This is a genomic window from uncultured Pontibacter sp., assembly GCF_947492645.1.
Taxonomy (GTDB): Bacteria; Bacteroidota; Bacteroidia; order Cytophagales; family Hymenobacteraceae; genus Pontibacter.
This window is the reverse complement of sequence record NZ_CANLMZ010000001.1, coordinates 80550-104824: the sequence shown is the minus strand read 5'-3', so window position 1 is coordinate 104824 and position 24275 is coordinate 80550. Positions and strand designations below refer to the sequence as shown.

General features: G+C 45.8%; 25 protein-coding genes. 14 read left to right on the top strand and 11 right to left on the bottom strand.

Annotated features, from left to right (window positions below; genetic code table 11):
• Nucleotides 1-163 precede the first annotated feature (163 nt).
• The 3 genes from Q1A23_RS00470 to Q1A23_RS00460 are packed head-to-tail and all read right to left on the bottom strand — an operon-like array spanning nucleotide 164 to nucleotide 2014.
• The gene (locus Q1A23_RS00470) at nucleotides 164-934 is read right to left on the bottom strand and encodes a TPM domain-containing protein (RefSeq protein WP_299817901.1); all 771 of its coding nucleotides are present in this window, start codon (nucleotides 932-934) and stop codon (nucleotides 164-166) included.
• Between the two features lie 6 nt (nucleotides 935-940).
• On the bottom strand, nucleotides 941-1378 hold the full coding sequence (locus tag Q1A23_RS00465) for a TPM domain-containing protein (protein WP_299817899.1): 438 nt from the start codon (nucleotides 1376-1378) through the stop codon (nucleotides 941-943).
• A gap of 57 nt (nucleotides 1379-1435) precedes the next feature.
• Nucleotides 1436-2014 (bottom strand): LemA family protein, encoded by a 579-nt coding sequence (locus Q1A23_RS00460; RefSeq protein ID WP_299817896.1) that lies wholly within the window; start codon nucleotides 2012-2014, stop codon nucleotides 1436-1438.
• Nucleotides 2015-2263: 249 nt separating this feature from the next.
• On the opposite strand from Q1A23_RS00460, the gene Q1A23_RS00455 reads away from it, so the two are divergent.
• From Q1A23_RS00455 to Q1A23_RS00445, 3 genes are all read left to right on the top strand, one after another.
• Entirely contained in the window at nucleotides 2264-3265 is a 1002-nt protein-coding gene (locus Q1A23_RS00455; RefSeq protein WP_299817893.1) for a sugar phosphate nucleotidyltransferase, read from the top strand.
• A gap of 43 nt (nucleotides 3266-3308) precedes the next feature.
• Nucleotides 3309-4163: a LytTR family DNA-binding domain-containing protein gene (locus Q1A23_RS00450; RefSeq protein WP_299817890.1), complete on the top strand. Its 855-nt coding sequence runs from the start codon at nucleotides 3309-3311 to the stop codon at nucleotides 4161-4163.
• 128 nt (nucleotides 4164-4291) lie between these two features.
• Nucleotides 4292-5611 (top strand): hypothetical protein, encoded by a 1320-nt coding sequence (locus Q1A23_RS00445; protein ID WP_299817887.1) that lies wholly within the window; start codon nucleotides 4292-4294, stop codon nucleotides 5609-5611.
• Between the two features lie 45 nt (nucleotides 5612-5656).
• Here Q1A23_RS00445 and Q1A23_RS00440 read toward each other — a convergent pair whose 3' ends face one another.
• Complete coding sequence (locus Q1A23_RS00440) at nucleotides 5657-6307, bottom strand: 2OG-Fe(II) oxygenase (protein ID WP_299817884.1); 651 nt, start codon at nucleotides 6305-6307, stop codon at nucleotides 5657-5659.
• A gap of 240 nt (nucleotides 6308-6547) precedes the next feature.
• Here Q1A23_RS00440 and Q1A23_RS00435 point away from each other — a divergent pair, with 240 nt between their 5' ends.
• The 3 genes from Q1A23_RS00435 to Q1A23_RS00425 all read left to right on the top strand — a co-directional run bounded on the left by Q1A23_RS00435 (nucleotide 6548) and on the right by Q1A23_RS00425 (nucleotide 10119).
• Nucleotides 6548-8737 (top strand): prolyl oligopeptidase family serine peptidase, encoded by a 2190-nt coding sequence (locus tag Q1A23_RS00435; RefSeq protein WP_299817881.1) that lies wholly within the window; start codon nucleotides 6548-6550, stop codon nucleotides 8735-8737.
• A 140-nt stretch (nucleotides 8738-8877) separates the two neighbouring features.
• Nucleotides 8878-9624, top strand: coding sequence for an acyl-ACP thioesterase domain-containing protein (locus tag Q1A23_RS00430; RefSeq protein ID WP_299817878.1), 747 nt, complete (start codon nucleotides 8878-8880; stop codon nucleotides 9622-9624).
• A 21-nt stretch (nucleotides 9625-9645) separates the two neighbouring features.
• Nucleotides 9646-10119 (top strand): GNAT family N-acetyltransferase, encoded by a 474-nt coding sequence (locus Q1A23_RS00425; protein ID WP_299817875.1) that lies wholly within the window; start codon nucleotides 9646-9648, stop codon nucleotides 10117-10119.
• A 75-nt stretch (nucleotides 10120-10194) separates the two neighbouring features.
• Here Q1A23_RS00425 and Q1A23_RS00420 read toward each other — a convergent pair whose 3' ends face one another.
• Complete coding sequence (locus Q1A23_RS00420) at nucleotides 10195-10527, bottom strand: DUF4286 family protein (protein ID WP_299818823.1); 333 nt, start codon at nucleotides 10525-10527, stop codon at nucleotides 10195-10197.
• A 144-nt stretch (nucleotides 10528-10671) separates the two neighbouring features.
• On the opposite strand from Q1A23_RS00420, the gene Q1A23_RS00415 reads away from it, so the two are divergent.
• Nucleotides 10672-11166, top strand: a complete 495-nt coding sequence (locus Q1A23_RS00415) for a hypothetical protein (protein ID WP_299817872.1) — start codon at nucleotides 10672-10674, stop codon at nucleotides 11164-11166.
• Nucleotides 11167-11228: 62 nt separating this feature from the next.
• Here Q1A23_RS00415 and Q1A23_RS00410 read toward each other — a convergent pair whose 3' ends face one another.
• Entirely contained in the window at nucleotides 11229-11729 is a 501-nt protein-coding gene (locus tag Q1A23_RS00410; protein WP_299817869.1) for a hypothetical protein, read from the bottom strand.
• Nucleotides 11730-12322: 593 nt separating this feature from the next.
• Between Q1A23_RS00410 and Q1A23_RS00405 the strand changes: the two genes are divergently transcribed.
• Entirely contained in the window at nucleotides 12323-12958 is a 636-nt protein-coding gene (locus tag Q1A23_RS00405) for a YdeI/OmpD-associated family protein (RefSeq protein WP_299817865.1), read from the top strand.
• An 83-nt stretch (nucleotides 12959-13041) separates the two neighbouring features.
• Here the strand turns inward: Q1A23_RS00405 and Q1A23_RS00400 are convergent, their stop codons facing one another.
• The 4 genes from Q1A23_RS00400 to Q1A23_RS00385 all read right to left on the bottom strand — a co-directional run bounded on the left by Q1A23_RS00400 (nucleotide 13042) and on the right by Q1A23_RS00385 (nucleotide 16959).
• Nucleotides 13042-13194 (bottom strand): hypothetical protein, encoded by a 153-nt coding sequence (locus Q1A23_RS00400; RefSeq protein ID WP_299817863.1) that lies wholly within the window; start codon nucleotides 13192-13194, stop codon nucleotides 13042-13044.
• 257 nt (nucleotides 13195-13451) lie between these two features.
• The gene (locus Q1A23_RS00395) at nucleotides 13452-14012 is read right to left on the bottom strand and encodes a hypothetical protein (protein WP_299817862.1); all 561 of its coding nucleotides are present in this window, start codon (nucleotides 14010-14012) and stop codon (nucleotides 13452-13454) included.
• A 55-nt stretch (nucleotides 14013-14067) separates the two neighbouring features.
• Nucleotides 14068-16509, bottom strand: coding sequence for a TonB-dependent receptor (locus tag Q1A23_RS00390; RefSeq protein WP_299817860.1), 2442 nt, complete (start codon nucleotides 16507-16509; stop codon nucleotides 14068-14070).
• A 126-nt stretch (nucleotides 16510-16635) separates the two neighbouring features.
• A complete protein-coding gene (locus tag Q1A23_RS00385; protein ID WP_299817858.1) occupies nucleotides 16636-16959 on the bottom strand; it encodes a hypothetical protein in 324 nt (107 codons plus the stop codon).
• A 266-nt stretch (nucleotides 16960-17225) separates the two neighbouring features.
• Between Q1A23_RS00385 and htpG the strand changes: the two genes are divergently transcribed.
• Together htpG and Q1A23_RS00375 are read left to right on the top strand one after the other, a co-directional pair.
• The gene (htpG, locus tag Q1A23_RS00380; protein WP_299817855.1) at nucleotides 17226-19052 is read left to right on the top strand and encodes a molecular chaperone HtpG; all 1827 of its coding nucleotides are present in this window, start codon (nucleotides 17226-17228) and stop codon (nucleotides 19050-19052) included.
• A gap of 243 nt (nucleotides 19053-19295) precedes the next feature.
• Entirely contained in the window at nucleotides 19296-20210 is a 915-nt protein-coding gene (locus tag Q1A23_RS00375) for a hypothetical protein (RefSeq protein WP_299817853.1), read from the top strand.
• Here Q1A23_RS00375 and Q1A23_RS00370 read toward each other — a convergent pair.
• Nucleotides 20207-20569 carry a YraN family protein gene (locus tag Q1A23_RS00370; RefSeq protein ID WP_299817851.1) on the bottom strand — a complete coding sequence of 121 codons (363 nt, stop codon included), beginning with the start codon at nucleotides 20567-20569 and terminating at the stop codon, nucleotides 20207-20209. The two genes, Q1A23_RS00375 and Q1A23_RS00370, sit on opposite strands and share 4 nt — an antisense overlap.
• Nucleotides 20570-20792: 223 nt before the next feature.
• Between Q1A23_RS00370 and lipB the strand changes: the two genes are divergently transcribed.
• From lipB to Q1A23_RS00350, 4 genes are all read left to right on the top strand, one after another.
• Complete coding sequence (gene lipB / locus Q1A23_RS00365; protein WP_299817848.1) at nucleotides 20793-21512, top strand: lipoyl(octanoyl) transferase LipB; 720 nt, start codon at nucleotides 20793-20795, stop codon at nucleotides 21510-21512.
• Entirely contained in the window at nucleotides 21509-21913 is a 405-nt protein-coding gene (locus Q1A23_RS00360) for a hypothetical protein (RefSeq protein WP_299817845.1), read from the top strand. The genes lipB and Q1A23_RS00360 overlap by 4 nt, the downstream gene beginning before the upstream one ends.
• A gap of 112 nt (nucleotides 21914-22025) precedes the next feature.
• The gene (locus tag Q1A23_RS00355; protein WP_299817842.1) at nucleotides 22026-23075 is read left to right on the top strand and encodes an MraY family glycosyltransferase; all 1050 of its coding nucleotides are present in this window, start codon (nucleotides 22026-22028) and stop codon (nucleotides 23073-23075) included.
• Nucleotides 23050-24231, top strand: coding sequence for a DUF4271 domain-containing protein (locus Q1A23_RS00350; RefSeq protein WP_299817839.1), 1182 nt, complete (start codon nucleotides 23050-23052; stop codon nucleotides 24229-24231). The genes Q1A23_RS00355 and Q1A23_RS00350 overlap by 26 nt, the downstream gene beginning before the upstream one ends.
• Nucleotides 24232-24275: the final 44 nt, after the last annotated feature.

The following is a 24275-nucleotide window of genomic DNA, read 5'->3' as shown; positions in this document are numbered from 1 at the left end:
AATGATTACAAAACCATAGATCAAGTAAAGACTAACAGAGTTTGTATGGCTTAAAGTATAAAATTGCTGCGTCTTTAGTAGGCCGGAAATATAAAAGGGCTGCAAGTATAAAAACATACTTGCAGCCCTTTTAACACTTAAATGCATATACTTTAGAGAGGTGTTACCAACTACTGCTTGCGCCGCCGCCGCCAAACGAACCTCCTCCGAAGCCGCCAAAGCCTCCGCCTCCGCCGCCTCCGAAAACACCACCTCCTGACTGGAACGAGCCAAAGCCGCCAGGGATAAACACAGGGCCGCCAAATGTTCTGGCATAGCGCCTATTGCCCCGGCCTCCGCCGCCACCCATCTTGGATATGATGATAAGTACCAGCACAACGATGATGATGATAAAGATTAAAGATGGGCCACCTTCTCCTTCACCTTCGCCTTCCAGAGTCGGGTCTGCCTGGTAGGCGCCGCTGGCTAAGTCGATAATTAAACTGGTGGCTCGGTCTATCCCCTCGTAAAACTGCCCCCTTGAGAAAGCCGGTTTCAGCGTTCTTTCGGTTATTCTTTTAGCCAGCGCGTCTGGAACATACTCTTCCAGGCCATACCCTGTTTGTATGGTTACGGTACGCTCTTCTTTTGCCACAAGTATAACCAGGCCATTGTCGTAGTTGCCCTTGCCAACGCCCCAGCGCTCTCCGAGTTCGGCAGCATACTGGTTTGGGTCGTAACCTCCGATAGAGGTCATGAGCACTACGGCTATTTGCGTGGAGGTAGTGTCGCTGTAATTTCTGAGTTTTTGCTCCAGCGCCTGTTCCTCCTCCGCCGACAGCATATCTGCATAGTCGTTAACGAGGCGGTTTGGTTTAGGCGGGAATTCGCTGCTCTGGGCAAATGCCAGTACGCTGAAAACGCAGAGATACAGCAGTAAAAAGAGTTTCTTCATGGTTTATCAGTCTCCGAACGAGATATCATCGCTCAGTTCGTTTACATCGCCTTTCCGGTCGTATGGGAAGTGTGCTTTTAGCTGTTGCCCAGCCATCAGTATACCTTCTGCCAATCCTTCGGCGTAGTGCTTCTGTTTAAAATGTTTGATTACGTGTGCTGTGATGTCTTCCCAGAAATGGTCGGGAACGGTTGCGTTTATACCTGCATCTCCGAGCACAGCAAACTGGTGGTCATCGAGGGCAACATAAAAGAGCACGCCGTTGCGAAGCTTGGTCTGGTGCATGTGCAGTTCCGCGAAAACCTCGGTTGCCCGATCCAGCACATCCTGGTTGCAGTTACTTTCCACGTGCACGCGTATCTCGCCAGAGGTGTTCTGCTCTGCTTCGCGTATGGCTGCTAATATCTTCTCCTCATCTGCAGGAGTTATGATGTCTCTTGGCATAGTTTGATTGTTGAGAGTTGATCGCCTTTACTTGAAAGCGGCCAACAAGTAGCGAACTTAAAATTCTACCGTTGGAGCCTGTTGTGCACCTGCTTCAGCCTCGAAGTGGCCTTTGCGCTCAAAACCGAATATGCCAGCCATCAGGTTGTTAGGGAAAGACCGTACCGTGGTGTTATAATCCTGAACGGCCTCATTAAACTTACGCCTTTCTACGGATATGCGGTTTTCCGTGCCCTCTAACTGTGCCTGCAGCTCTAAAAAGTTCTGGTTTGCTTTAAGCTCCGGGTACTTCTCCACGGATACAAGCAAACGGCTTAAGGCTCCACTCAGCTCGCCCTGTGCCTGCTGAAAGCGCTGTAGGTTTTCCGGTGTCAGGTTGTCGGGGCTTATGTTTACGCTGGTGGCTTTGGCGCGGGCCTCAATCACAGCTGTTAACGTTTCCCGCTCAAAGTTTGCAGCACCTTTTACTGTATTTACCAGGTTAGGCACAAGGTCGGCGCGGCGCTGATAGGAGTTTTGCACATTAGCCCATGCAGCCTCTACGGTTTCGTCTTTCTGCACCATAGTATTGTAGCCACACGATGATTGAGAAGCTAAGATGACAAATCCGATAAGATAGAAGAATAATTTTTTCATTGTTTGAATGGTATGTATATATGTTATTACTATACGTTGATAATAGCAGTAGAAAGCTATATCAGTACGAATTTAATAAACCTGCGTTGGTGAAAGGCAATAAATATGATAAAATTAACAGATTACTATGTTATGATTGCTTTTCAGGTGCTGTAATGATATAGGTTAGGGTAATTTAATGCGGTATTAAAGCAGGATAAAGTTTAAAATACAGCATAAAATAGATATATTGCATGAAAAGTATAGTCTATGAAAGCAGTTATACCCGTAGCAGGAGTTGGATCAAAGCTTAGGCCGCACACGCACACGCAGCCTAAATCGTTGGTGCCTGTGGCGGATAATACTATACTTGGGCACATCATCGAAAAAATTCTGGATGCCGGTATCACAGACTTCGTTTTTATTATTGGCTACCTGGGCGAGAAGGTAGAGCAGTATGTGCGAAGAAAGTACCCGCAGATAAACGCAGAATTTGTGGTGCAGGAGCCACGCGAAGGGCTTGGCCACGCGCTGTGGGTTGCCCGCCACACCTACGAGCATGAAAGCAACCTGCTTATAATGCTGGGCGATGCCATTGTAGATGTAGACCTGAAACCTATTATAGATGCGCCCACCTCGGTGCTTGGTGTTAAAAAGGTAGCAAAGCCATCGTTGTTCGGCGTAACTGAGGTTGGCAACGATGAGTTTATAGTGAAGGTGGTTGAAAAGCCGAAGGTTCCGAAGTCAAACTTTGCGCTGGTAGGCCTTTATAAAATAGTAAATCCGTCCAAACTCATATCCTCGTTAGCGCACATTATTAAAGAGGATATACGCACCCAAGGCGAGTACCATTTAACCGATGCGCTGATGCACATGATCAAGCATGGCGAGAAAATGGTAACCTGGGGAGTAGACCATTGGTTTGACTGCGGTAAAAAAGATACCCTGCTGGCTGCCAACGCCACTTTGCTTAACCGCCCTCGCTTCCGGACAAACGATTACAGCGAGCGCTGCCCCGGCTGCATTATTATACCACCCGTAAGTATAGGCGAGGACTGTAACATTACAAACTCCATCATCGGGCCTAATGTGGCTATCGGCGATAACACCACTATCACGAACTCCATACTTAGCAACTCCATTATTGGGTCTTACTCAGAGTTGCGCTATGCCGTTATGCAGAACTCTATTATTGGCAGCGATGCCTCTTTCCGGGGTTTCAGCCACAGCCTGAATATCGGCGACAGCACCGAAATCAATTTTTCGCAGTAGCGGCTAAGGCAAGTATAGGTATGAAGTTATTCTGCGCTACCGTATGATTTCATTTCTTCGGCAACCTTACCCGGCACGCGACCCACGCAATTCAAGGGCACTTTTGCAGGCCATACTTTCTGGTGTGCTGATCGCATTTATACTTGTTGTGTTTCAGCCTTTCGGGAGTTATAACTGGCACCACCCTTACAAAACGCTTATACTTGCCGGCTACGGACTGGTGGCCGTAGTTGTAAGTCTACTGGATTTCCATCTTTCTCGAAGTATACTCAAGACTTTTTTTGCAGAACGTAACTGGACAGTCTGGAAAGAGATACTCCGGAACATGGCTGGTTTTGTAATGGCTGGTTTTTTCTGTGTCGTGTATGGTTACTTTGCCGGGCAAATGCCTTTTTCGCTAACGCAGATTATGTACATGGTAGTTGTCTGCTTTATGGTAGGTGCCTTTCCGGCAACTATACTTATACTGCTTAACTATGCTTACCTCTCCAACAAATACAGTACGCCGGCTACTCCTGCAAAACAAACAATACCTGTTGCCACACAAGAAGAAACTAAGGTAGAGTTGCTGGCTGAAAACGGGAAAGACAAACTTATACTACCTGCCAACAACCTGCTTTATATTGCCTCCAGCGATAACTACTGCACCGTGTTCCACATGGAAAACGGCAAACTAACTAAAACCCTTTTGCGCAGCAGCCTTAGCCGTATGCAGGACCAGTTAAGCCTGCCCATGTTTGCCCGCTGTCACCGGTCTTTTCTCGTTAATCTTGATAAAGTAAGTGCTGTTACAGGCAACGCGCAAGGCTACAAATTATACCTGGATAAAGTGCCTGAGCCGGTTCCGGTGTCACGGGCTTATGCACCTTTGGTAAAAGAGCAGTTCCTGGCAAACTAAACACCCCAGAAAGGTTGTCATTCGTCCCAAAGTTTGCTAAACAGCCCTAAAAGCTGCATTTAAGCCCTTTTGCAAGCGGCGTGTTTTACTGCATCATACTTTTGGTGCAGAACTTAAAACACAGAACCATGAGAAAAACCTTAAAACGCATCGCCCTTTTTGTTGTACTTGCCCCTTTTGCACTACTTATACTTGGCGCCATCGCATACTTTGCTTTTGCCTTATATGCAGTAGGCGGCGAGAGTGCCGTACACCAACAGTACTTAAAGCAAAACATGCAGGAAATCAGCCTTAGCGCAGAGGATGACTTCAAGATTTTTGACGAGCATTTTCATCAGAACAAGGTATACTTTTTAGGAGAGGTGCACGGGTATGCCATGCCACAGGAACTGGATTTTAAACTGCTGCAACACCTGAACAAGAAAGCCGGATTAACCCATTACCTGGCAGAGGTAGACTATAGCCAGGCTTACTTCCTGAACAAGTACCTGCAAACAGGAAATGAAAAGCTGCTGAGCTATGTTTTTGATACTTGGGTGAAGTATAACGCGCAATGGGGGAACAAAGAGTTTTATGATAAACTGAAGAAAATTTATGCCCTAAACAAAACATTACCAGCCACGAGGCAAATACAAATTGTAGGTGTAGATAAGATACAGGATATGCAGGTAACGCAGCGCCACCTGAAAGAACTGCTGGCAACGTATAGCTCCGGCTCGGATAACACACTTGATACGCTGCAGCTGCTGGTAAACAACGATACTGTAAAAGCAGAAACACTACGCACATACCTGGTTTCTCATCAGCCCCAAATTAAAACGGTTGCCGGTGCCTTGCCGCTGGCTGAGCAACAGGCGCTGAAGCACGTGCTGCAAAATGTACAGTATGTTCAAAGCAGCACGAACAGGGATAGTGTGATGTACTTAAACCTGAATAAACTTAGCGAGGTGCATGGGTGGCAAAATGATCAGTTTTACGGCATGTGGGGATACACACACGCTATGCAAAACCAGGTAGGCGGTGGCAGAACGCCATTTGCGGCGCTGCTGCAGCATGAGATGAACACTTTTAAAGGCAAGGTGGTATCGTTAAATATTATGTCGTTAGACAGCGAGAACATGATGCCGACCATTGTAATGCCAGAGGCTATGCGCGACGGGAAGGCTTATGTAACTACAAGCTGGGTAAACAGCGATGGGCCGATGGTTTTTATAGATGGCATTAAAGACCTGAAGGCACTCACGAAAAAGAATTCAGTTTCAATCTTTAAAGTAGATGGTAGAAATTCGCCTTACCGTACTTCGTCCAGGCTGGCATTAACTAAAGTGCTGTTGCCCGGCCAGAACATACAAGTGCAAGATGATAAACCTACTATTATAAAAGCTTGCCAGTACGTAGTGCTGATCAGGAACTCAAAGGCAGCAACGCCCATTAAAAATACGATTTAAGGGTGCAGCTGATGATAAGTTGTAGAGGTGCAAATTTTGGCGCCTCTACAAGAAGGTCAGCTCGTTCAGCTGGTCCAGCATCCAGCCGGTAAGGCTGTAGCGGTGGCGGTTCGCAGCCAATACCTCATGCGGAATCATATCGGCTCTGAAGCAGGCAAGGCGGCCGGCAATTGGCAGAATATCGACCTCTTCTTCAGAACCATCGTCGTTTGGCAAGTATAAACGCAGGTTGCCACCATTCTCTGGTTTCCAGTCATCATTCAGGTAGCAGATAAACGAGAGGCGGCGGTGGTCGTCTGTCCTGAACTGGTCGAGGTGGCGCTGGTAAACGGTGCCGGGAGGGTATACCGTAAAGTGAAATTCAAAGTCTTTCAGGCCCAGGAAGCAAGTACGGTTAATGTAACGCATTACCTCGTGCATGCGGTCCAGGAAAATCCGGGTGGGAGGCAATGCCTCTGAGGGCTCTATCCAGCGAATAAAATCTCCGCGTACTTGCTTGTTTACGGTAACATTTTCTGCAGGGCCTATGCCAGCTTTCTTAAACGTACCTTGTTCCTGGTGGTGCTGCAGTACATCCAGCAGGTTGCGCACCTCATCAGCCTCCAGAAAATTATCTACAATTGCATAGCCTTTATCGGATAACCTATCGGCTATCTGCTCAAATTTTTGCAGCAACTTCTCTTCTTCTTCTACCATCGTTTATGTTAATTACAGAAGCCTCCGCTTTAAATAAAGGCCCGCAAAAGTAATGACTATAAGTATCTGTTGTATGCGCTGCCTTCTAAGATTTTTTTCGTTTAAAACACTTGATTATAAAGTATAAACGGAGCCCGAAACACGTACCTGGATCATGGCATGCTACGGCTTTATACATAAAATGCGTATATTAGTTCTTTGCTACACTCAACGCTAAACAAAACTACAGGCAAAGTGATTATGAGAAAGACAACAGCAATTTTGCTGGCCGGCGGCTTAACAGCTGTTTCGGCTTGCAAATCAACTCAAAATGATACAACTGCCACAGGCATGACAACAGAAACTACAGTAGCAGCTACTGCAACAGCTGAGAGCAACTTGAATTACCCGAATACAAAAAAAGTAGACCACGTTGATAATTACTTCGGCACACAGGTAGCCGACCCTTACCGTTGGTTGGAGACGCATAACCAAGAGGTAGACCAGTGGATAGAGGCACAGAACCAGGTAACGTTTAACTACCTGGACGACATCGAGTTCAGAGATAAGATCAAGAGCCGCCTGACCGAGATCTGGAACTACCCAAAGTATGGCGCTCCATTCAAAGAAGGTGGCAAATATTATTTCTTTAAGAACGATGGCCTGCAGAACCAAAGCGTGCTGTATGTGCAGGAAACGCTGGAGGCTGAGCCAAAGGTATTTTTCGACCCGAACAAGCTGAGCAACGACGGTACCGTGGCCCTTACTGCACTTCAGTTCTCTAAAGACGGTAAGTATGTGGCATACGGCACCTCAAGCGGCGGCTCCGACTGGAATACCTACCAGGTAATGGATGCAGCTACTGGCAAAACTTTGGATGACAAAATTGAGTGGGTAAAGTTTTCGGGCCCAAGCTGGCACAAAGACGGTTTTTACTACAGCCGCTACGATGCCCCAACTGAAGGCAATAAACTGGCTAATAAGAACGAGTACCACAAAGTATACTACCACAAGATTGGTACGCCGCAGAGCCAGGACCAGCTGGTTTACGAAGATAAGACCAAGCCGCTTCGCAACTTCTACGGGCAGACTACAGATGATGAGCGCTTCCTGATCTTAAATGTATCAGAAGGTGCAAGTGGGGCCAACGCTTTATACTACAAGGACCTGGCTGATCCAAAATCAACCATCAAGCCAATTGTAGATAGCTTTGAAAACGAGTACAACGTGGTGGATAACTTCGGAGACAAGCTGTTAGTGATGACGAATAAGAACGCCCCACGCTACCGCCTGGTGATGATAGACCCAAAGAAACCGCAGGAGGCAAACTGGAAAGTAGTGGTGCCGGAGTCGCAGAATGTAATGCAGGGCGTATCTACAGTAGGTGGCCGTATAATAGCCACTTACATGAAAGATGCTACCAGTCAGGTGGTATTATACGACCAGAACGGCAAGCAACTTAATACAGTGGAGCTGCCCACCCTGGGCACGGTAAGCGGCTTTGGAGGCGACCAAAAGGATAAGGAGACGTTCTTTACCTTTACTTCCTTTACTTACCCGCCAACCATTTACCGCTACGATGTGCCAAACAACAAGGTAACGCAGTTCCGCAAAACAGAGGTTAATGTAGATACTGATGCTTTTGAGACGAAGCAGGTGTTTTATACTTCGAAGGACGGGACTAAAGTACCGATGTTTATTGTGCACAAGAAAGGTCTGAAACTGGATGGTACGAATCCGACTTACCTGTACGCTTACGGTGGCTTTAATATTTCTATGACACCTGGCTTTAGCATTGCCAATATGCTGTGGCTGGAGAACGGAGGTGTTTATGCCATGCCAAACCTGCGCGGTGGCGGCGAGTACGGCGAAGACTGGCACAAGGCCGGCATGACGCCAAACAAGCAAAACGTATTCGACGACTTTATCGCGGCTGCCGAGTACCTGATCGACCAAAAGTATACTTCATCTGAAAAGCTGGCTGTGGCTGGTGGCTCTAACGGTGGTTTGCTGGTAGGTGCTTTTATGACACAGCGCCCTGAACTGGCTAAAGTAGCCCTGCCTGCTGTTGGTGTAATGGACATGCTGCGCTTCCATAAGTTTACCATAGGCTGGGCATGGGTGCCGGAGTACGGCTCATCAGACGACGAGGCACAGTTTAAGAACCTGCATACTTTCTCGCCGCTGCACAACATTAAAGAAGGTGTGAGGTATCCTGCTACTATGGTTAAAACAGCCGACCATGATGACCGTGTAGTACCAGCGCACTCATTCAAATTTATCTCTGAGCTGCAGGACAAAGGCGCTCCGGGTAATCCTTACTTAATAAGGGTAGATGTGCGTGCAGGCCACGGTGCCGGTAAGCCAACATCGCTAGTTATTCAGGAGTGGGCAGACACGTGGGCATTTGTTTATAAGAACATGGGCGTTAACCCGTACCTTAATCAATAGTAACAGCCAAGTATAAATCTGCCATTTATACTTTAGCCGCGCCGCCTGCATCAGGTAGCGCGGCTTTTTTTGTTTGAAGGCAAAAGACAGCATCTGTTTTAATTCTTCCGTACTTTGCAACTATACCACAGCGCACACCTATGAAATCATATCCCGGTACCAGCCACTTTACCGTCCGCTCAAATGAAATAGATTACCGTGGCCTAGCCACCATGCCGGCACTAGTTAGCTATATGCAGGAGGCAGCCTGGGAGAATACCAAAGACCTGGGTATATCGATGTATGACCTGCTGGAGCATGGACTGACGTGGGTGCTGCAGCGTATGCGGGTAGAGATGTTCCGCTACCCGAAGCATGGCGAAAGTATAACCGTAGAAACCTGGGCATCTGGCAGAGAGCGTGTTTTTCTGCACCGCGACTTTAGGGTTTATACTTCAGAGAAGGAGCTGCTGGGGCAGGCAACAAGTGTGTGGCTGGTAATGGATGTGGTAAAGCGCCAGCTGGTGTCGGTGCCTGATTTTATAATGGAAGTAGAAGTAGTGCCGGGTCAGGAGCCGCTGCCTTTTGCAAAAGGTAAACTGCCGCAGTTACAGGATGTACAGCATGCGCAGCAAATGCCTGTGCGCTGGCACGACATTGACCTGAACCGCCACGTTACCAACACCCGCTACCTGCAATGGATACTCGATACGCTGCCTACCGAAGTATTGGAAAAGCACCTCCGGGAAGTAGACATCATTTATAAAGCCGAAAGTATACTAGGAGATACCGTTTTATCTGAGGCTGGCATGGGAGAAGCAGAAAGTATACTTTTGCACAAACTTACCAGCCAGGACACCGGCAAAGAACTGGTGCAGGCGAAAACGGAGTGGGAGTTAAAGAATTAAGATACAGAAATCGCAATTGAAATGAACATACGCAGAGGAACAATAGATGACTTGCCGCAAGTGCATGGCCTTATACAGGAACTGGCAGATTATGAGCGTGCCCCGCAGGAGGTAACTAATACGCTGGAAGATATGCAGCGCGATGGCTTTGGTGAGAATCCGATTTTTAAATTCTTTGTGGCTGAAACGGCAGCGGATGGTATTGTGGGCATTGCCTTATACTATACCGCCTACTCTACCTGGAAAGGTAAAATGCTTTTCCTGGAAGATTTGGTGGTGACAGAGTGGTACAGGCGCACAGGCATTGGGCGTAAGCTTTTTAATGCTGTAGCAGAAGAAGCAAAGCTATCCGGTGCCAAACGTTTTAAGTGGCAGGTGCTGGAATGGAACGAGCCGGCTATTGCCTTCTATAAAAAGATAGGGGCTAACTTAGATGGTGAGTGGATAAACTGCAACATGACAGAGGAGCAGATACTGAATTATACAGCTGTATAGTAGTAGCTGAAGTATAAAAGCCGCACCTAAGCAAGTTAAACTGCTCAGGTGCGGCTTTCTTATTAAGTATGGTTACTACTCCTGCTCGTTGCGTTCTACGTTTACGCCCACAACCTCCAGCATCGTCCTGAATGCGGCATACTGGCCGGCATAACGGTCGTTTACTTTTTGCTGCAATGCCGGCGAATGATCACGTTGGTACTCCAGCAGGTCTTCTACGCTTCGGCAGGTATACTGTACTGCATAGGTGGTGCCACCTGTATCTTCGTCTTCCATTACACGGCAAATCTGGTTCCCCAAGAAATAGCCTGTACCCATCACCTCAGGTATGTGCACACTTTTCATCCATTGCAGCCACTCATCGGCCACCTGGTTGTCTATACTTACTGTAACGTTGTATAAAATCATTCTCAAAATTACGAATTTGATGCTATATAACAGAAATACTAAAGTAAATAGTGCCATATCTTTAGTCTATACCTGCTCCTGTTTTTGCTAAAGATTCAAAAATATCTTACTTTAGTTAAATAAAACCGCTTACAAAATCTACCTATGAAGAAAAAATTAATTCTTTACCTTTTAAGTGCCGGTATGGGCTTAGGGGTAATGCTACAGCAGCCAGTTGCAGCATCTGTTTTACAAACCGTAGCAAGTGCAGCAAACACGCACCCTACCGAAGCCAAGTATGATAAGATCATGCAGAAGTATGCTAATGGGTTGAAAGCCGCCTTTGCCGAGAAAGATGATAAGAAGACTGTAACCATGGTGCATAAGCTTAACGATGAAATGGTGACTGCGCTTCAGGGTATAAAACCTGAGTTAGAGCGTTGGATTAAAGGCATGACCGAAAAAGATAAGGAAGCTTTTGAGCAGCGTGCAGAAACAAAGCCTTACCTCAAAACCATCCTGGAGATTATGTTTAACCCAGAAATTGGCAAGCGCATCGAAAATAACCCGGAACTGAAAGCCGCCCTAGAAAGTAGTGACAAACGGATGAAGGAAATGGGTTTTGAAAGTGATGATGCAGACGAAGAGGACATTGATTAAAGTATGAAATGAAAAGGGGCGACCTGCAGATGCAAGTCGCCCCTTTTCATTTAAAGCCTGTTTTATTTACAACTCCAGCGGCCAAGCGTGCCATCAAAATAACCATCATTAGGGTTAGGCTGATAGGCTACCATGATCGGGTCTGCACTTGGGTAGGGTTTTAGCTGCATCTGTCCATCGTTTAACTGCAGGTAAATGGTGCCCTTGTTGTCGTACCTGGCCTGTAAGGTGTTGTTGCTGTTTACCTGATAGGCATTATTAGAGCTTAGCCCGGTAGCGGTTAGCTCTGTAACAGTAAACACTTTGGTTTTAGAGAATGCTCCTGAATTGCTAAGTACAACTTTGTCTGTACTTTCGAGTTTACCGCCTAACCATAGATTTTCTCCGAGGCAGTTTTTAGTTTCAGCAATCAGGTCGAAGTATACCTCATCAGATGTCCTTTTTATAGCGGCTACTGTAACAGCGGCAGGCTTTTGAGGAGCCACAGTTTCAGTACTTGCAGTAGCGTCCTTGTCCTTGTCTATGTGCGTGGAGCAAGATGCAAAAGCAAATGTAAGTGCCAAAAAAGGTAATAAGATATAATCGGAAATTTTTAGAGTAGAGGTTTTAACCATAAGCGAGTATTATTTATAGGAAACATATATAAATAGTTATACTTGCTGTGCTGGCTTATGGTTGTTGTTTAACCGCTGTATTTAGTAAATGCTTAGTTCTGGTAATCAGTTTATTAAAATAATTTAAATATATCATTTAGGCTATGTTATAAAGTATAGCCTCTTTAAATAGGTTCTGTATAATCCAAATAACCTGCAGAGGTCTTTTATGAGGGTAAATGACGATTAGCGCCTGTGCCTAACGGATGGCTCCAAGTATAAAGCGCTGCCTTTTAAATAACTGAGCGAGACAGTTTGCGGCTCCTCAGCCCACGTGCGTTATCAGGTACAATAGTAGTAACAGTTGCCCTCGATGCTAATAGCAAATTGCTTAGTGGCAATAAAGGCGAACATAACCCAATAGCCGCTGTGCCATCAGTAAGATGTAGATGTTAAGTAGAAGCCGTCCTTGATAACTTGCAAAGGAATGACCTATGCTTTCGTTGCTGCTACTTTTATATTAGATTAGGACTTTGATCCGGAAGTAAAACTTTATTTATAGTATGGCTGAACTAGGAAAGAAACTACAGCTAAAAACTGATAGCCATGTGCTGCTCCTGAATGCGCCTGATGGCTTTGCGAAGGTATTGGCGGGTGAAGGATATACTTATGAAAACGCTACTGAAGTTCCTGAATCCGGTGCTTTTGAAGCGGTGCAGCTATTTGTGCGCAACGTGGAAGAGCTGAACCGATTTGTGCCCCAAGTAGTGCCATTGCTTAAACCTAACGTGCTTTTCTGGATTGCTTATCCTAAAAAATCATCAGGTATAAAAACAGACCTTAGCCGCGACGACGGCTGGAAAGCAGTAACAGTGCTTGGTTACGAGTCTACACGCTTGGTTTCGTTGGATACTACTTGGTCATCAGCCAGGTACAGGCGTGCATCAGAGCGTGCAAAGCCATCTGTGTTTGGCATAGATTTACCAGGCATAGACCGGAAAACCAAAACAGTAATCGTGCCTGATGACATGCAAGAAGCCCTAAGACAAGCTGGCGTAGAGAGCATATTTGATAAATTGGCCTTTACCCATCGGAAAGAATATGTTTTAGCAGTACTGGATGCAAAACGGCCGGAAACAAAGGCAAAGCGAATGCAGAAAATAATAGACGACCTGCAGGCAAAGGGGCTAAAAGTATAAAACAAACAAGGTCAGCTACATAGCTGCCCTTGTTGCTGTAGTAAGCATTTCTTTAGCGCTGTACATCTACAAAGTATAAGGCATTAAACACCGTGCCACCCATAAGACTTACCCCGTCTTTTTTCTGCGTCTAGGTTTATGTGCAGCGTTTCGATGCCTGCTTTAACTGCCGTGAATTTAGCCTGAAGGCCCAGCGGAGTTGTGTCTGTAACGACTACAGCAAGCTCAGCCTGCATTTCGTTAAGGTTGATTCCGCTAAATATTATAAGGCGATTATATTATGCCAACTCTCGCTTTTACTTGCCCGCAGACAAAAAAAGGAGCACCTAAGTATAAGTGCCCCTTTTAAGAAATATGTCTAAATTTTACGGTTGTTTATCTTAAGCCACGTTGGCTGCATTTTGCTAACACACAACTGCTTTAATCTTGTTTGTGATAACATACATCAAAGGCAGGTGGCGCAGGTTTAGATAATCAATAAAGTGCGGTTAAGTTATTGCACTACAACATCGAAGGTAGCTTGTACATCGGTTTCACCTTTGGTTATATCGCTGGTGTTGCCTTTTAAACCTGGTTGGTGCTTTAATGTAATGCGTAACTTGCCGGTGCTGCTTCCGTTGGTTTGGATTCTGGCTTTCAGGCCAAGCGGACGGTTGTTTTTGTCAATGTCGGTTTTGGTTATACCTAAATTCAGATTCTCCAGCAACTCGTAAAACAGCTCGTGCTCATCTCCTTCTTCCTCAACTTCACCTGTCAGATCTACCGTAGGTGTTTTACTTTCGTCTAAAAGCTTTATGGTGGCATTATAAACAGTATTAGCCTCTAAGTTTAAAGTATTGGCTGTTGCATCGTTGCCTCCTTCTCCGTCAGGGTCGCTGTAAGTGCCCTCAACAGACTGGCTCTTGCCTTCTGGTACAAGCGTTATCTTTAGTGTGGTTATCAGTTCCTGCTCTTCTGTTATTGGCTCCGGGTCATCATCGCTGCATGATGTAGCTGTAAATAACAAAGATCCCATTACAAGTAAAGCTAGATATGGTCTGAATAATCTTTTCATAAGTTTAATGTTCTGATTGATGTAAAAATTGTTAAAAACTGTGAACGGTTAAAAACTAACTTTTGCTAAAATCTAAAGGTATTTTAATGCGCAGCATAAGCAGGCGGCCCATGTCGTCGGCAAAGTACCGGAAGCGGTTCAAATACTCGCGGTAACGGGCGTTAAGCAGGTTGTTTCCTGTAATGCCGAACTCAACTGCTTGCCTGCCAAAGTATACTGTAGTGCCAGCCTCAGCCTGAAGAAGAAAGTATACATCGGGTGCCGGTGCAAAGTCTTCATCGGTTTTGGTAGGCACTCTGGTCTGCGCTGCGGTATATACACCACCTAAGGTAAAATATGTATTTTTAAGTATACCTGACCTGCCTAAGTCGCCTGCCTCGTAGCGTAGGCTGTTATCAAACCTGTCTGGGGGTATACTTATCAGGTGGTCGTTTGCCGTAGTGTTTCTTGCCCTCACGATAGATGTTTTAGAATCTAACGTAAGGTTTGGCAGCAGATTATACTCCAGGCTAAGATCGGCGCCTGTAAAGGTTGCATTTGCCTGCTTATACTCAAATACCGGGTACGAACCGCTAATCGTGAGTTTTGGCTCTGGCAGCGGCGCCTGGTAAATGTAATTGTCTATAAAGTTATGGTACACGCTCAGCTTTCCGTTTAGGCGGGCATTTGCAAAGTAATCCACAGATGCCTCGAAGTTGTAAGCCTGTTCCGACTTTAGGTTTGCATCACCTAGTTCGTATACACCAGAGCTGTGGTGCACTCCATCGCTGAATAGCTCGTTCGCGTTGGGGGCACGCCAGGCCGAGGTGGCACTAAGGCCAAAGGTAAGGTGGTAGCCTACGTCATACATTGCCCCTAGCGTACCAGACACGTTATTGAAGTCGAACTCAGGTTTTGTTAAGTCGCGGTTTTGTACGAGCCGCTTTACCAGCAAATGCTTGTAATCGTAACGTAAGCCTGCTTCTAGCTGTAACTTATCTTTGCGCCACGTCTCGATAGCAAAAACACCGCCTGTAATACCTGTAAAGTATGGCAGGAAATCGCTGTACGCATACGTGTTGTTCTGGTAGATGGTACTTACACCCACCGAACCCGAAAAATTGCCAACAGGCGCATGCTCCCATATAGCTTCTGTAGTATGCGTAATCAAATCAAGTTCCAGGGCAGGTCTTGGGCCCTCCCGGTGGGCATCATACTCCTGGCGCAGGTTGCGCTGCAACCCGTACACAAACTCTAGTTTGCCGGCCTCCCCGGTAAGCAGGTAAGCTTTTGCCTTCAGCAGTTGGTGCTGCACATCCTGGTACGGCCTGCCTATGTCATAGGTAAAGCCAACCTCGTCTGCGTTTGCCGGCCTGCCCCTCTCAATGGCGTATAAAAGGTCTGTAGTGCTTTTTATGTGTGCAGCCTTAAGTATACCTAGTTCAGTATTAAACTGGCTGTAGAACAACTCACCCCCAAACCGCTCCTTTTTATAGCCAAGCCCTGCAGAGAAATTTCGCTCTTCAAAGCCGGTGTTCTCAAGGTAGTAATCCGGAGTGCGTGCGTTGCCGGCCTTTTTAAAGGTGCCTTGTACACGCCAGCTTACGGGCACAGTTTTTAACCTGCCTTCTAGGGTGGCAGATGTTGCCAGTTGGCGATTGTTTGTGGTGCCTACCAAGTTTAGTTCGCCGCCGATACCGGCAGAGTCAGGAAGTGCTTTCGGCTCAACGATCACTACGCCGCCAATCGCATCTGCTCCGTAGCGAACACCAGCTGCTCCCTTTACCACCTTCATCTCGCTGGCTACAAAAGGATCTATTTCTGGAGCGTGCTCCGAGCCCCATTGCTGCCCCTCCTGCCTTACACCGTTGTTTAGCAATAGCACACGGTTACTGTGCATGCCATGTATAACAGGTTTCGAAATGGTAGGGCCGGTTTGAATGGAGGTAACCCCTGCAAGACCCTTAAGTGACTCAGCAAGCGAAAGGCCGCGCGTCTCCTCCAGTTCTCTGCCCGAGAGTATTTGCGAAGACTGTGCCTGCTCCTTTAAGTTGCTGCCGGTAATCTCTACAGTTTGTAGCGTGGTGGCATCTACATGCAGCTGCAGGTCGCGTACTGTTGATGCGCCGAGCTTCAGCGTAAAGCTTTCTGTTTCGTACCCGATGTAGGTTACTTTTAAAGTATAAGTGCCCCGGCACAGGTGGTGAAAGTGGTAATTGCCATACGCATCGGCAACGGAAGCCTTATCTAACTGAGGGATATACACAGTTGCTCCTATCAGCGTGGCACGCGTGTCGTGGTCCAGTATCTTGCCCGAAATGGTTAGGCCGCAGTCTTGTTCTGTAGCCGCATCAACAGGCCCAGACGGGACCGGGTCTGTATGCTGCGCCAGCAATGGTTGCATGCCTGCCACAGCAAGCAAAATGGCCAGCACCGGATATTTTAAAATGTGTCGGATAGTTATAAACACTACTTTAGTTTTAGCAATACTAGTATAGCAGCCTGGATAGGTTGCCATCGCTCTTTTAAGACTAGTGCTATGCCAATAGCATATCCCAGACCGGAACGTTAGGTTTAAGGTAATACATGTATAAAGCCACCTGCTTCATCAAAAGCAGGTACTATAACATGGTGGCGCTAAAAACTAAGCTAGAGGTGGCCCCCGAAGTGAGGCATTGTGTAAGGTGGTGCCATGCCAGTTGCTGCTGTAATGCACCATGTAAGTAGCTGTATGAACAACAGGTTTGAATGCAACAAGATTTGCCGCCGGTTGGTAAGGCGCACCAAAGAGGTCCTCTACCGGGCAATGCGAGTGCTTTTGGCCAACCTGCGCTTTGTGTGTGTCGGTGTGTTCCGGATGTATCGTATGCGTGTGTCCGTGCAGTTCCAGCAACAGCGCGTCTGGCACCATTACTCTTCCAAAGAGCAGGAGCAGCAACACAGCGATATGTCTCAGATAGTGGTTCACCCTATAGTATACAACTAAATCAAAGGCAGTTTAAATTCCAAATCAATTCGTTTACGGTCTTCCTTAGAGTCAGGATGTGGCGCTAGGTTTAAACCGATGTGTCAATTATAATCATAAAAATTGACCTTTACGGCATGTTGCCGCAGCAGACATGAAAAAATTATGACAACCTGTCACAGAATTAGCAGCTGTAAAACTATGGAACAGGTTTTGAAAGCCACCTTGTAAACTATATAAAAGCAGATTCATAACCTTAAAGTATAAATATGGAAGAAAGAGGTAGTATTTCGATCCACACCGAGAATATTTTCCCGATCATTAAGAAGTTTTTATACTCTGATCACGAGATTTTCCTGCGCGAGCTGGTAAGTAATGCCGTAGACGCCACGCAAAAAATGAAGCGCCTGGCCTCTATCGGAGAGTATAAAGGCGACCTGGGCGAGTTGAAAGTAGTGGTGTCTGTAAACAAGGATGCCAAAACCATTACCATTTCTGACAATGGTATCGGTATGACAGCCGAGGAGATCAAGAAGTATATAAACCAGATAGCATTTTCGGGTGCATCGGAGTTTGTGGAGCGCTATAAAGAAACCGGTGGCGATAAAAATCAGATCATCGGGCAGTTTGGTTTGGGCTTCTACTCTGCCTTTATGGTGGCCGAGCGTGTAGAAATCATAACGAAATCATACCAGGAGGGCACAGAGGCGGCGCGTTGGGATTGCGACGGCAGCACAGAGTTTGTTATCACAGCAGCAGAAAAAGAAAGCCGTGGTAGCGACATTATACTACACGTAGCCCAGGACTCTGAAGAATTTTTAGAGACGGCACGTATCCGTACTATACTTGAGAAATACTGTAAGTTCCTGCCGGTTGCGGTAGAGTTCGAGGGCAATGTGATCAACAACCCAAACCCAATCTGGACAAAGCAGCCATCTGAACTAACAGACGAAGACTACAAAAACTTCTACAAAGAACTTTACCCGTTCTCGGAGGCGCCTCTTTTCTGGATCCATCTAAACGTAGATTATCCGTTTAACCTGACAGGTATTTTATACTTCCCTAAGATCAAGAACGATTTTGAGCTGCAGCGCAACAAAATACAGCTATACTCACGGCAGGTGTTTATCACCGACGAGGTGAAAGACGTAGTGCCTGAGTTCCTGATGCTGCTGCACGGTGTAATCGACTCGCCGGATATTCCGCTGAACGTAAGCCGTTCGTTCCTGCAGGCTGATTCTAGTGTGAAGAAGATCAATACCTACATCACCAAAAAGGTAGCGGATAAGCTGAATGACATCTTCAAGAAAGACCGTGAAACGTTTGAGAAAAACTGGGACGACATTAATGTGTTTGTGAAGTATGGCATGCTAAGCGACGACAAGTTCTATGAAAAAGCCAAGGACTTTGTGTTGCTGCAGAACGTGGACGGTAAGTATACTACTATAGAAGAGTATAAAGCCCTGACGCAAGCTAACCAAACAGACAAGAACGACCAGTTGGTGCTGCTTTACACTACTGATGCCGACAAGCAACATGCATTTGTGGAGGCAGCTCAAAACCGTGGTTACGATGTGCTGAAGCTGGACACGATGATTGACAGCCACTTTATCGGTATGATGGAGCAGAAGCTGGAGAAGACTACGCTTAAGCGTGTTGATTCTGAAACGATAGATAAGCTGATTGAGCGTGACGATGCTAAGGAAAGCGTACTGAACGACAAGGAGAAGGAAGACTTGAAAGGCATCTACGAAACTGCTATAGATAATAAGAATATGGTAGTAGAGGTTGCGCCTATGTCGCCGGACGATGCGCCGGTAGTAATTACGATGCCAGAATTTATGCGCCGCATGAAAGACATGAGCAAAACAGGCGGTGGCGGTATGATGTTTATGGGTGATATGCCAGACACATACAATGTAACTATTAACGCTAACCACAGCCTGAACCAGCGTGTTTTAAATGCCAAAGAAGAGAACAGGCCGCGCATTGCGCGCCAGGCATTCGACTTGGCTTTGCTGTCGCAGAACATGCTGTCCGGAGCTTCGCTTACGGCGTTTGTAAAGCGCAGCTTCGAGCTGATCGACAAAGAATAGAGAATTAAATATATACCTACCATATTAAGGCGGTGCCCGCAGGGCGCTGCCTTTTTTATTTGGCTGCGCTGCTGCGTGAAACTATCAGCAGCCCTACACAGTTATAGGTGCAATTACTATGGTTGCTATATAAAATATGTTCATCTTTACGTTATACTTTCAGGCATAAACAGGTTTACTCCTGGGTTGGCGTTAAATTAATTTGTTGTCATCTACTCACCCATTTACTCGTTCGCACTAAGTATGAGGCATTCGGTACGCTTAGTTTTTTTGTTAGCTGTAGGCGCTTGTTTTTTAACATTGGGCGGTTGTGGGCAACCTAAATGGAACAGCGATTACCATTTAAACCAGGCTCGCTTAAAAGAGAGCTCTAAAACCAATGCCATAGCCGCTGCTGATACTGCTGCTCCCGTTCTGGATGCCAGCCTGCTGAGCGATAAAGCCGAAGAAAAAGAGAAGAAGCGCAAAAAGAAACGCAGCAAGCGCTACTTTATGGGCGAAAAAGTTAGCCGTGGCTTTGTGAAAAGAGGAAGTGGCTCCCGGGAAGAGATTGAAACTTTTAGTTACCTGCCTGTGCACAAAGAGCCTAACCCGTATGCTCCGTTAAAATATTATTTCGACTCCAAAAAGAAAGTTATTTACCGCACCAGCGCCGACGAGGTAGACCATAACCGATACAAAGTGTTGCACGGGCCTTACATGAAAAAGATAGGCGATGATACCGTGGAGGAAGGATATTACTACATTGGCACCAAGCATTTGCGTTGGGAAAACTACAGAAGAGGCGAAGAAGGCATCCTGACAAACAAGCAGCACTTTGATAAAGGATTTCAGCGCGATGCCCTGGTAACATACTACGACGGTGGCAAGAAGATAAAAGAAGTAATGCCGTACGAGTATGGCGAGGTGCAGGGTACCTACTACCGTTTTTATGATAACGGAGAAGTTGAGTGGACCGGCAAGTATGAAAAAGGCAAAAAAGTGGGTGTTTGGATAAAGCATTACGATTTTAGAGGCCGCCGCCATTACGAGTTTCAATATCCTGAAACAGCTTATGACAAACCCTTTGAGCCATACTTGATAAAGGAGTATGACCGCCACGGCACACTTGTTTACGAGAAAGATAAGTTTGACAAACGCTCTCAGGCGCAGCGTTAATGAAAGGCATCCATGATGTGGTGCACTTCGAGTTGCGGACTTAAAGTAATCGCTATGATGTCAAATCGTATCTCCTTTTCCCAACCAGTCTGATAAATGTATTCCTCTGCTGCAGCAAGTAACTGCACTTCTTTTTTGGTGCTTACTGCCATCTCAGGATAACCAAACGTGGCGGAAGTTCTGGTTTTAACTTCTACAAAAACGAGCACGTCATCCTGTTGTGCTATAATGTCTATCTCCGCTCTTTTGTGCCTGTAGTTCCTTTGAAGTATGGTGTATCCAAGCTCGATTAAATAAGCTGCTGCTGTTTGCTCGCCGTTTTGGCCGGTTCTTATATGAGCGTTTGTTTGAGATGCCATCTAAATCTTGTAATTTGCACCGAACTTAGATTCAATTCACTACCAATACTGGTATATGAGTAAAAGTCTATGTTTTAAACATATAGCTGCAGCTGCTTTAAGCCACTTAAAGTATAAAATTTATACTTAATAGTTCCGTTAAGGTTAAATGAAGCTGCTGCCTTTGCGGCCATCAATGTATGCTTAAGAGATAAATGCCGCTATAACTTTAACGTATACGCTTGTGTTACAAAATAAAGAAATACAGTTTGAGCACCTGGGGCTAATTGACTACAAAGAGGCCTGGGATTATCAGGATAAGTTGTTTACGAGTGTGCTCGAACTGAAAGTGCAGAACAGGAAAGCGGACCCTGAGGAGCAGGTTAAAACACCAAACTACCTGCTTTTTTGCTCGCACCCGCATGTATACACATTGGGTAAAAGCGGTCACGAAGAGCATTTGCTTCTAAATGAAGCAGGCCTGAAGGCCAAAGGCGCCACCTATTACAAAATAAACCGTGGCGGCGATATTACTTACCATGGCCCCGGCCAGATTGTAGGGTACCCGATAGTAGACCTGGAGAACTTTTTTACGGATATACACAAGTACCTGCGCCTGCTAGAGGAGGCAGTTATACTTACCCTGGCCGATTACAGCATCGATGCCGGCCGCATTGCAGGGCTTACAGGGGTATGGCTTGACCATGAGGCACAGGTAAACCCACGCAAAATCTGTGCGATGGGCGTTAAATGCAGCCGTTGGGTTACCATGCACGGGTTTGCCTTCAACATAAACACAGATCTTGATTATTTTAACAATATCGTTCCTTGTGGCATTTCTGACAAAAAAGTAACTTCTCTGGCCCGCGAACTTGGTTATGAGCTGGACATGGCAGAAGTAGAGGAAAAACTTAAAAAACATATAGCCACTTTATTTGAGGCGGAGATTACAGAGCGTAAATGAAAAAAGATATTGACTTTGGAGCAGTAGAAGGAATAGCTGTAGCTATTGCTACTAAAACAAACGATTTGGGCGAGGCCACGTGGGATGTTTACCTGCTTAATAACAACCCGTTTCCGCTGGAAAATGTACTTATAACTTCTAAGGGCTACGGCGTAATAGATGGCAACGAAGTAAAAACATCCGTACTTCGTCATATGTTTGAGCGGGTAGAGCCTAAAAGCTCGGTGCAAATAGAGCCTATCGATCCGGCTATATTTCATATAAATAACGAGTACTGGGTTAGCTACTATGTGCAGAGGCAAATCTATGACAAGAAGTTTGTCTTCGTGCCTGACTCAGTTAAAGAAGAAAACCTTATTGATATAGCCTTGCTTCAGCTACAGGGTGTGCTGCATTCTTAAGCAAGGGCGCTAACGTATATACTGCCACATTGCTCGGCTACCTAAGCACCCTTTTAGGGTGTAATGTTAATTAGTTTAATTTAAAGTGCTGCATTAGCCTGTCCCAAATCATATGGATCAGAGACTTTTACCCCTTATACTTGCATCCAGCTGGGCGTTTTTAATTGCCATATTTGCTGTGCCCTCCATTATTAGGGTAGCGCACTTAAAAAACATACTTGACCGGCCTAATGGGCGCACCGTGCATGCCGAGCTAACACCAAGGCTAGGCGGTGGGGCTATGTTTGCTGGCTTTATGTCGGCACTCACAATCTTTGCCGACCTTAACAATGGCGTGCAGCAGTTGTTGGCTGGTTGCATCATGCTGTTCTTTATAGGCCTTAAAGATGACCTGATCAACATATCTGCCTTAAAGAAATTTGCGGTGCAGATATTGGCAACAGGCATTGTGATATTTATGGCCGATATAAGGGTGACAAGTTTTCAGGGAATATTTGGCGTAGGAGAACTAGAAATAGGGACCAGTTATGCCTTTACCTTTATTGTTGTGATCGGCATAACCAATGCAATCAATCTGATAGACGGTTTAGATGGCTTGGCCGGAACGCTTGTTGTAATAGCTGCGAGCACCTTTGGCGTTTACTTCTACTTATATGGTGGCGAGGCCTACGGTAATTATGCTGCAGTTGCATTTTGCCTTGTAGGAGGTATATTGGGCTTTTTGCGGTACAACTTCCATAAAGCAACTATCTTTATGGGTGATACAGGCTCTTTGCTTTGCGGGTTTATACTTTCTGTGCTGGCTATACAGTTTATTGAGATGCGTGTAGTGCCAGCGGCCCCTTCCGTAGCGCTAGGTATTTTGTTCGTGCCACTTTTTGATACAATCCGAGTTTTTATAACCCGTATCTTAAAAGGAATCTCTCCTTTTGTGCCAGATAAGAACCACATCCACCACCACTTTTTAAGTATGGGTTTCTCGCAGGTGGGCACAGTACTTACGCTTGCTGCAATCAATATTATAGTTATCTTATTTGTAGTGCTTTTCGGGCATTGGGGTAGCCTGAATGTTTTTCTGGTATTGCTGGCATTCTCGGCGCTGTTAAGTATAGTTTTAGGAATTTATAAATCACGTGGTGCTGAGAGTGTTTCCAAGGCCTGAAGCAGGCTGCCTGTACCTTATACTTTTATTTGTTGCTACGCTCTTCTTTTTACCGAAAGCAGATGCACAGGTGCTGCCTTTGGAGCAGAACAATGCCCTTACAGCAGAGTGGCTGGTGTATGATGCCGACGCACAGGAGTTGGTGCCATACGTGGCGGCTGTGCATTCAGAAAAGCATGCGCTGCACCAATGGGTTACGGTTGTGCCGTCGCAGCCCTTCCGGATAGGCTTTGTAGCCCAGCAAAATCTATGCGTTTTCTTAAACAACCAGTTAATTTTTAAAGCAGATTCTTCGGCTGCTTACAGGTTAAACATTTCAGAGCACACGGCTGCCATAAAGCCTGTAGATGGAAAAATGCTGCTTACAGTCTGGCATCCAGCACAGCAACCTAATGTAAAAGGGTTTTATAACGACGTGCAAAGTGTTGGGCAGGAAAACGAATCAGTCCGGCGGCCTTTGCCTTTAAGAATACGAGAGTATGTTAATCAAAATGCTTTTATAATCATTCTGCTCCTGATCGGGCTTATGTACGGCTGGCTAAGAATTAATTACCCGGCAGAGTTTCAGTCTTTGTTCGATATCAGGAGTAGCGGACGCAATAGCAAACTTGATGAAGGCATGCTTGCCAAGCCAATCAGTTCGTGGTCGAGCATCCTGTTTATACTTGCCTTCTCGTTATCGATGGCGTTGCTTATTGCAGCCATACATACCAACGTGCAGCACATACGCCTGTTTAACCGCCTGCTTCCGGTTTCCGAGGCTAACATAACCACCAAAGTGGGCATTTATACTTTAGGGATATTCTTGTTCGTGTTGATGAAGTATCTTTTCCTGAAGTTTATGGCATTTATTTTTGGCCTTGAAGAAGTGGTTGTGCTGCAGTACAGAGAGTTTATCAAGACCCTGCTTTTTCTTGGTGTTTTTCTGCCATTCGTGATGCTATTGTATCTTTCTATGAATGCATTTATACCAGAAATTATATTGCTTGTATCTAATATACTGGTGTCTTTGCTGTTACTGCTAACTGTACTCAGGGTATTTGCGGCTGTAAATAAGAAAGCTACTGTACTAAATTTGCATTTATTTTCATACCTTTGCGCCACAGAAGTAATTCCGCTGGCAGTTGTGCTGAAATTAATCGTGTTTAGCTTCTAAAAGCACAATTTGCGGCAGTTAAGCAGGTGAAAGTATAAATAACC

Excerpts from the sequence above, each read along its gene's own strand:
- Q1A23_RS00470 (WP_299817901.1), bottom strand. The coding sequence starts at position 934 with ATGAAGAAACTCTTTTTACTGCTGTATCTCTGCGTTTTCAGCGTACTG.
- Q1A23_RS00465 (WP_299817899.1), bottom strand. The coding sequence starts at position 1,378 with ATGCCAAGAGACATCATAACTCCTGCAGATGAGGAGAAGATATTAGCA.
- Q1A23_RS00460 (WP_299817896.1), bottom strand. The coding sequence starts at position 2,014 with ATGAAAAAATTATTCTTCTATCTTATCGGATTTGTCATCTTAGCTTCT.
- Q1A23_RS00455 (WP_299817893.1), top strand. The coding sequence starts at position 2,264 with ATGAAAGCAGTTATACCCGTAGCAGGAGTTGGATCAAAGCTTAGGCCG.
- Q1A23_RS00450 (WP_299817890.1), top strand. The coding sequence starts at position 3,309 with ATGATTTCATTTCTTCGGCAACCTTACCCGGCACGCGACCCACGCAAT.
- Q1A23_RS00445 (WP_299817887.1), top strand. The coding sequence starts at position 4,292 with ATGAGAAAAACCTTAAAACGCATCGCCCTTTTTGTTGTACTTGCCCCT.
- Q1A23_RS00440 (WP_299817884.1), bottom strand. The coding sequence starts at position 6,307 with ATGGTAGAAGAAGAAGAGAAGTTGCTGCAAAAATTTGAGCAGATAGCC.
- Q1A23_RS00435 (WP_299817881.1), top strand. The coding sequence starts at position 6,548 with ATGAGAAAGACAACAGCAATTTTGCTGGCCGGCGGCTTAACAGCTGTT.
- Q1A23_RS00430 (WP_299817878.1), top strand. The coding sequence starts at position 8,878 with ATGAAATCATATCCCGGTACCAGCCACTTTACCGTCCGCTCAAATGAA.
- Q1A23_RS00425 (WP_299817875.1), top strand. The coding sequence starts at position 9,646 with ATGAACATACGCAGAGGAACAATAGATGACTTGCCGCAAGTGCATGGC.
- Q1A23_RS00420 (WP_299818823.1), bottom strand. The coding sequence starts at position 10,527 with ATGATTTTATACAACGTTACAGTAAGTATAGACAACCAGGTGGCCGAT.
- Q1A23_RS00415 (WP_299817872.1), top strand. The coding sequence starts at position 10,672 with ATGAAGAAAAAATTAATTCTTTACCTTTTAAGTGCCGGTATGGGCTTA.
- Q1A23_RS00405 (WP_299817865.1), top strand. The coding sequence starts at position 12,323 with ATGGCTGAACTAGGAAAGAAACTACAGCTAAAAACTGATAGCCATGTG.
- Q1A23_RS00400 (WP_299817863.1), bottom strand. The coding sequence starts at position 13,194 with ATGCAGGCTGAGCTTGCTGTAGTCGTTACAGACACAACTCCGCTGGGC.
- Q1A23_RS00395 (WP_299817862.1), bottom strand. The coding sequence starts at position 14,012 with ATGAAAAGATTATTCAGACCATATCTAGCTTTACTTGTAATGGGATCT.
- Q1A23_RS00390 (WP_299817860.1), bottom strand. The coding sequence starts at position 16,509 with ATGGCAACCTATCCAGGCTGCTATACTAGTATTGCTAAAACTAAAGTA.
- htpG (WP_299817855.1), top strand. The coding sequence starts at position 17,226 with ATGGAAGAAAGAGGTAGTATTTCGATCCACACCGAGAATATTTTCCCG.
- Q1A23_RS00375 (WP_299817853.1), top strand. The coding sequence starts at position 19,296 with ATGAGGCATTCGGTACGCTTAGTTTTTTTGTTAGCTGTAGGCGCTTGT.
- Q1A23_RS00370 (WP_299817851.1), bottom strand. The coding sequence starts at position 20,569 with ATGGCATCTCAAACAAACGCTCATATAAGAACCGGCCAAAACGGCGAG.
- Q1A23_RS00360 (WP_299817845.1), top strand. The coding sequence starts at position 21,509 with ATGAAAAAAGATATTGACTTTGGAGCAGTAGAAGGAATAGCTGTAGCT.
- Q1A23_RS00355 (WP_299817842.1), top strand. The coding sequence starts at position 22,026 with ATGGATCAGAGACTTTTACCCCTTATACTTGCATCCAGCTGGGCGTTT.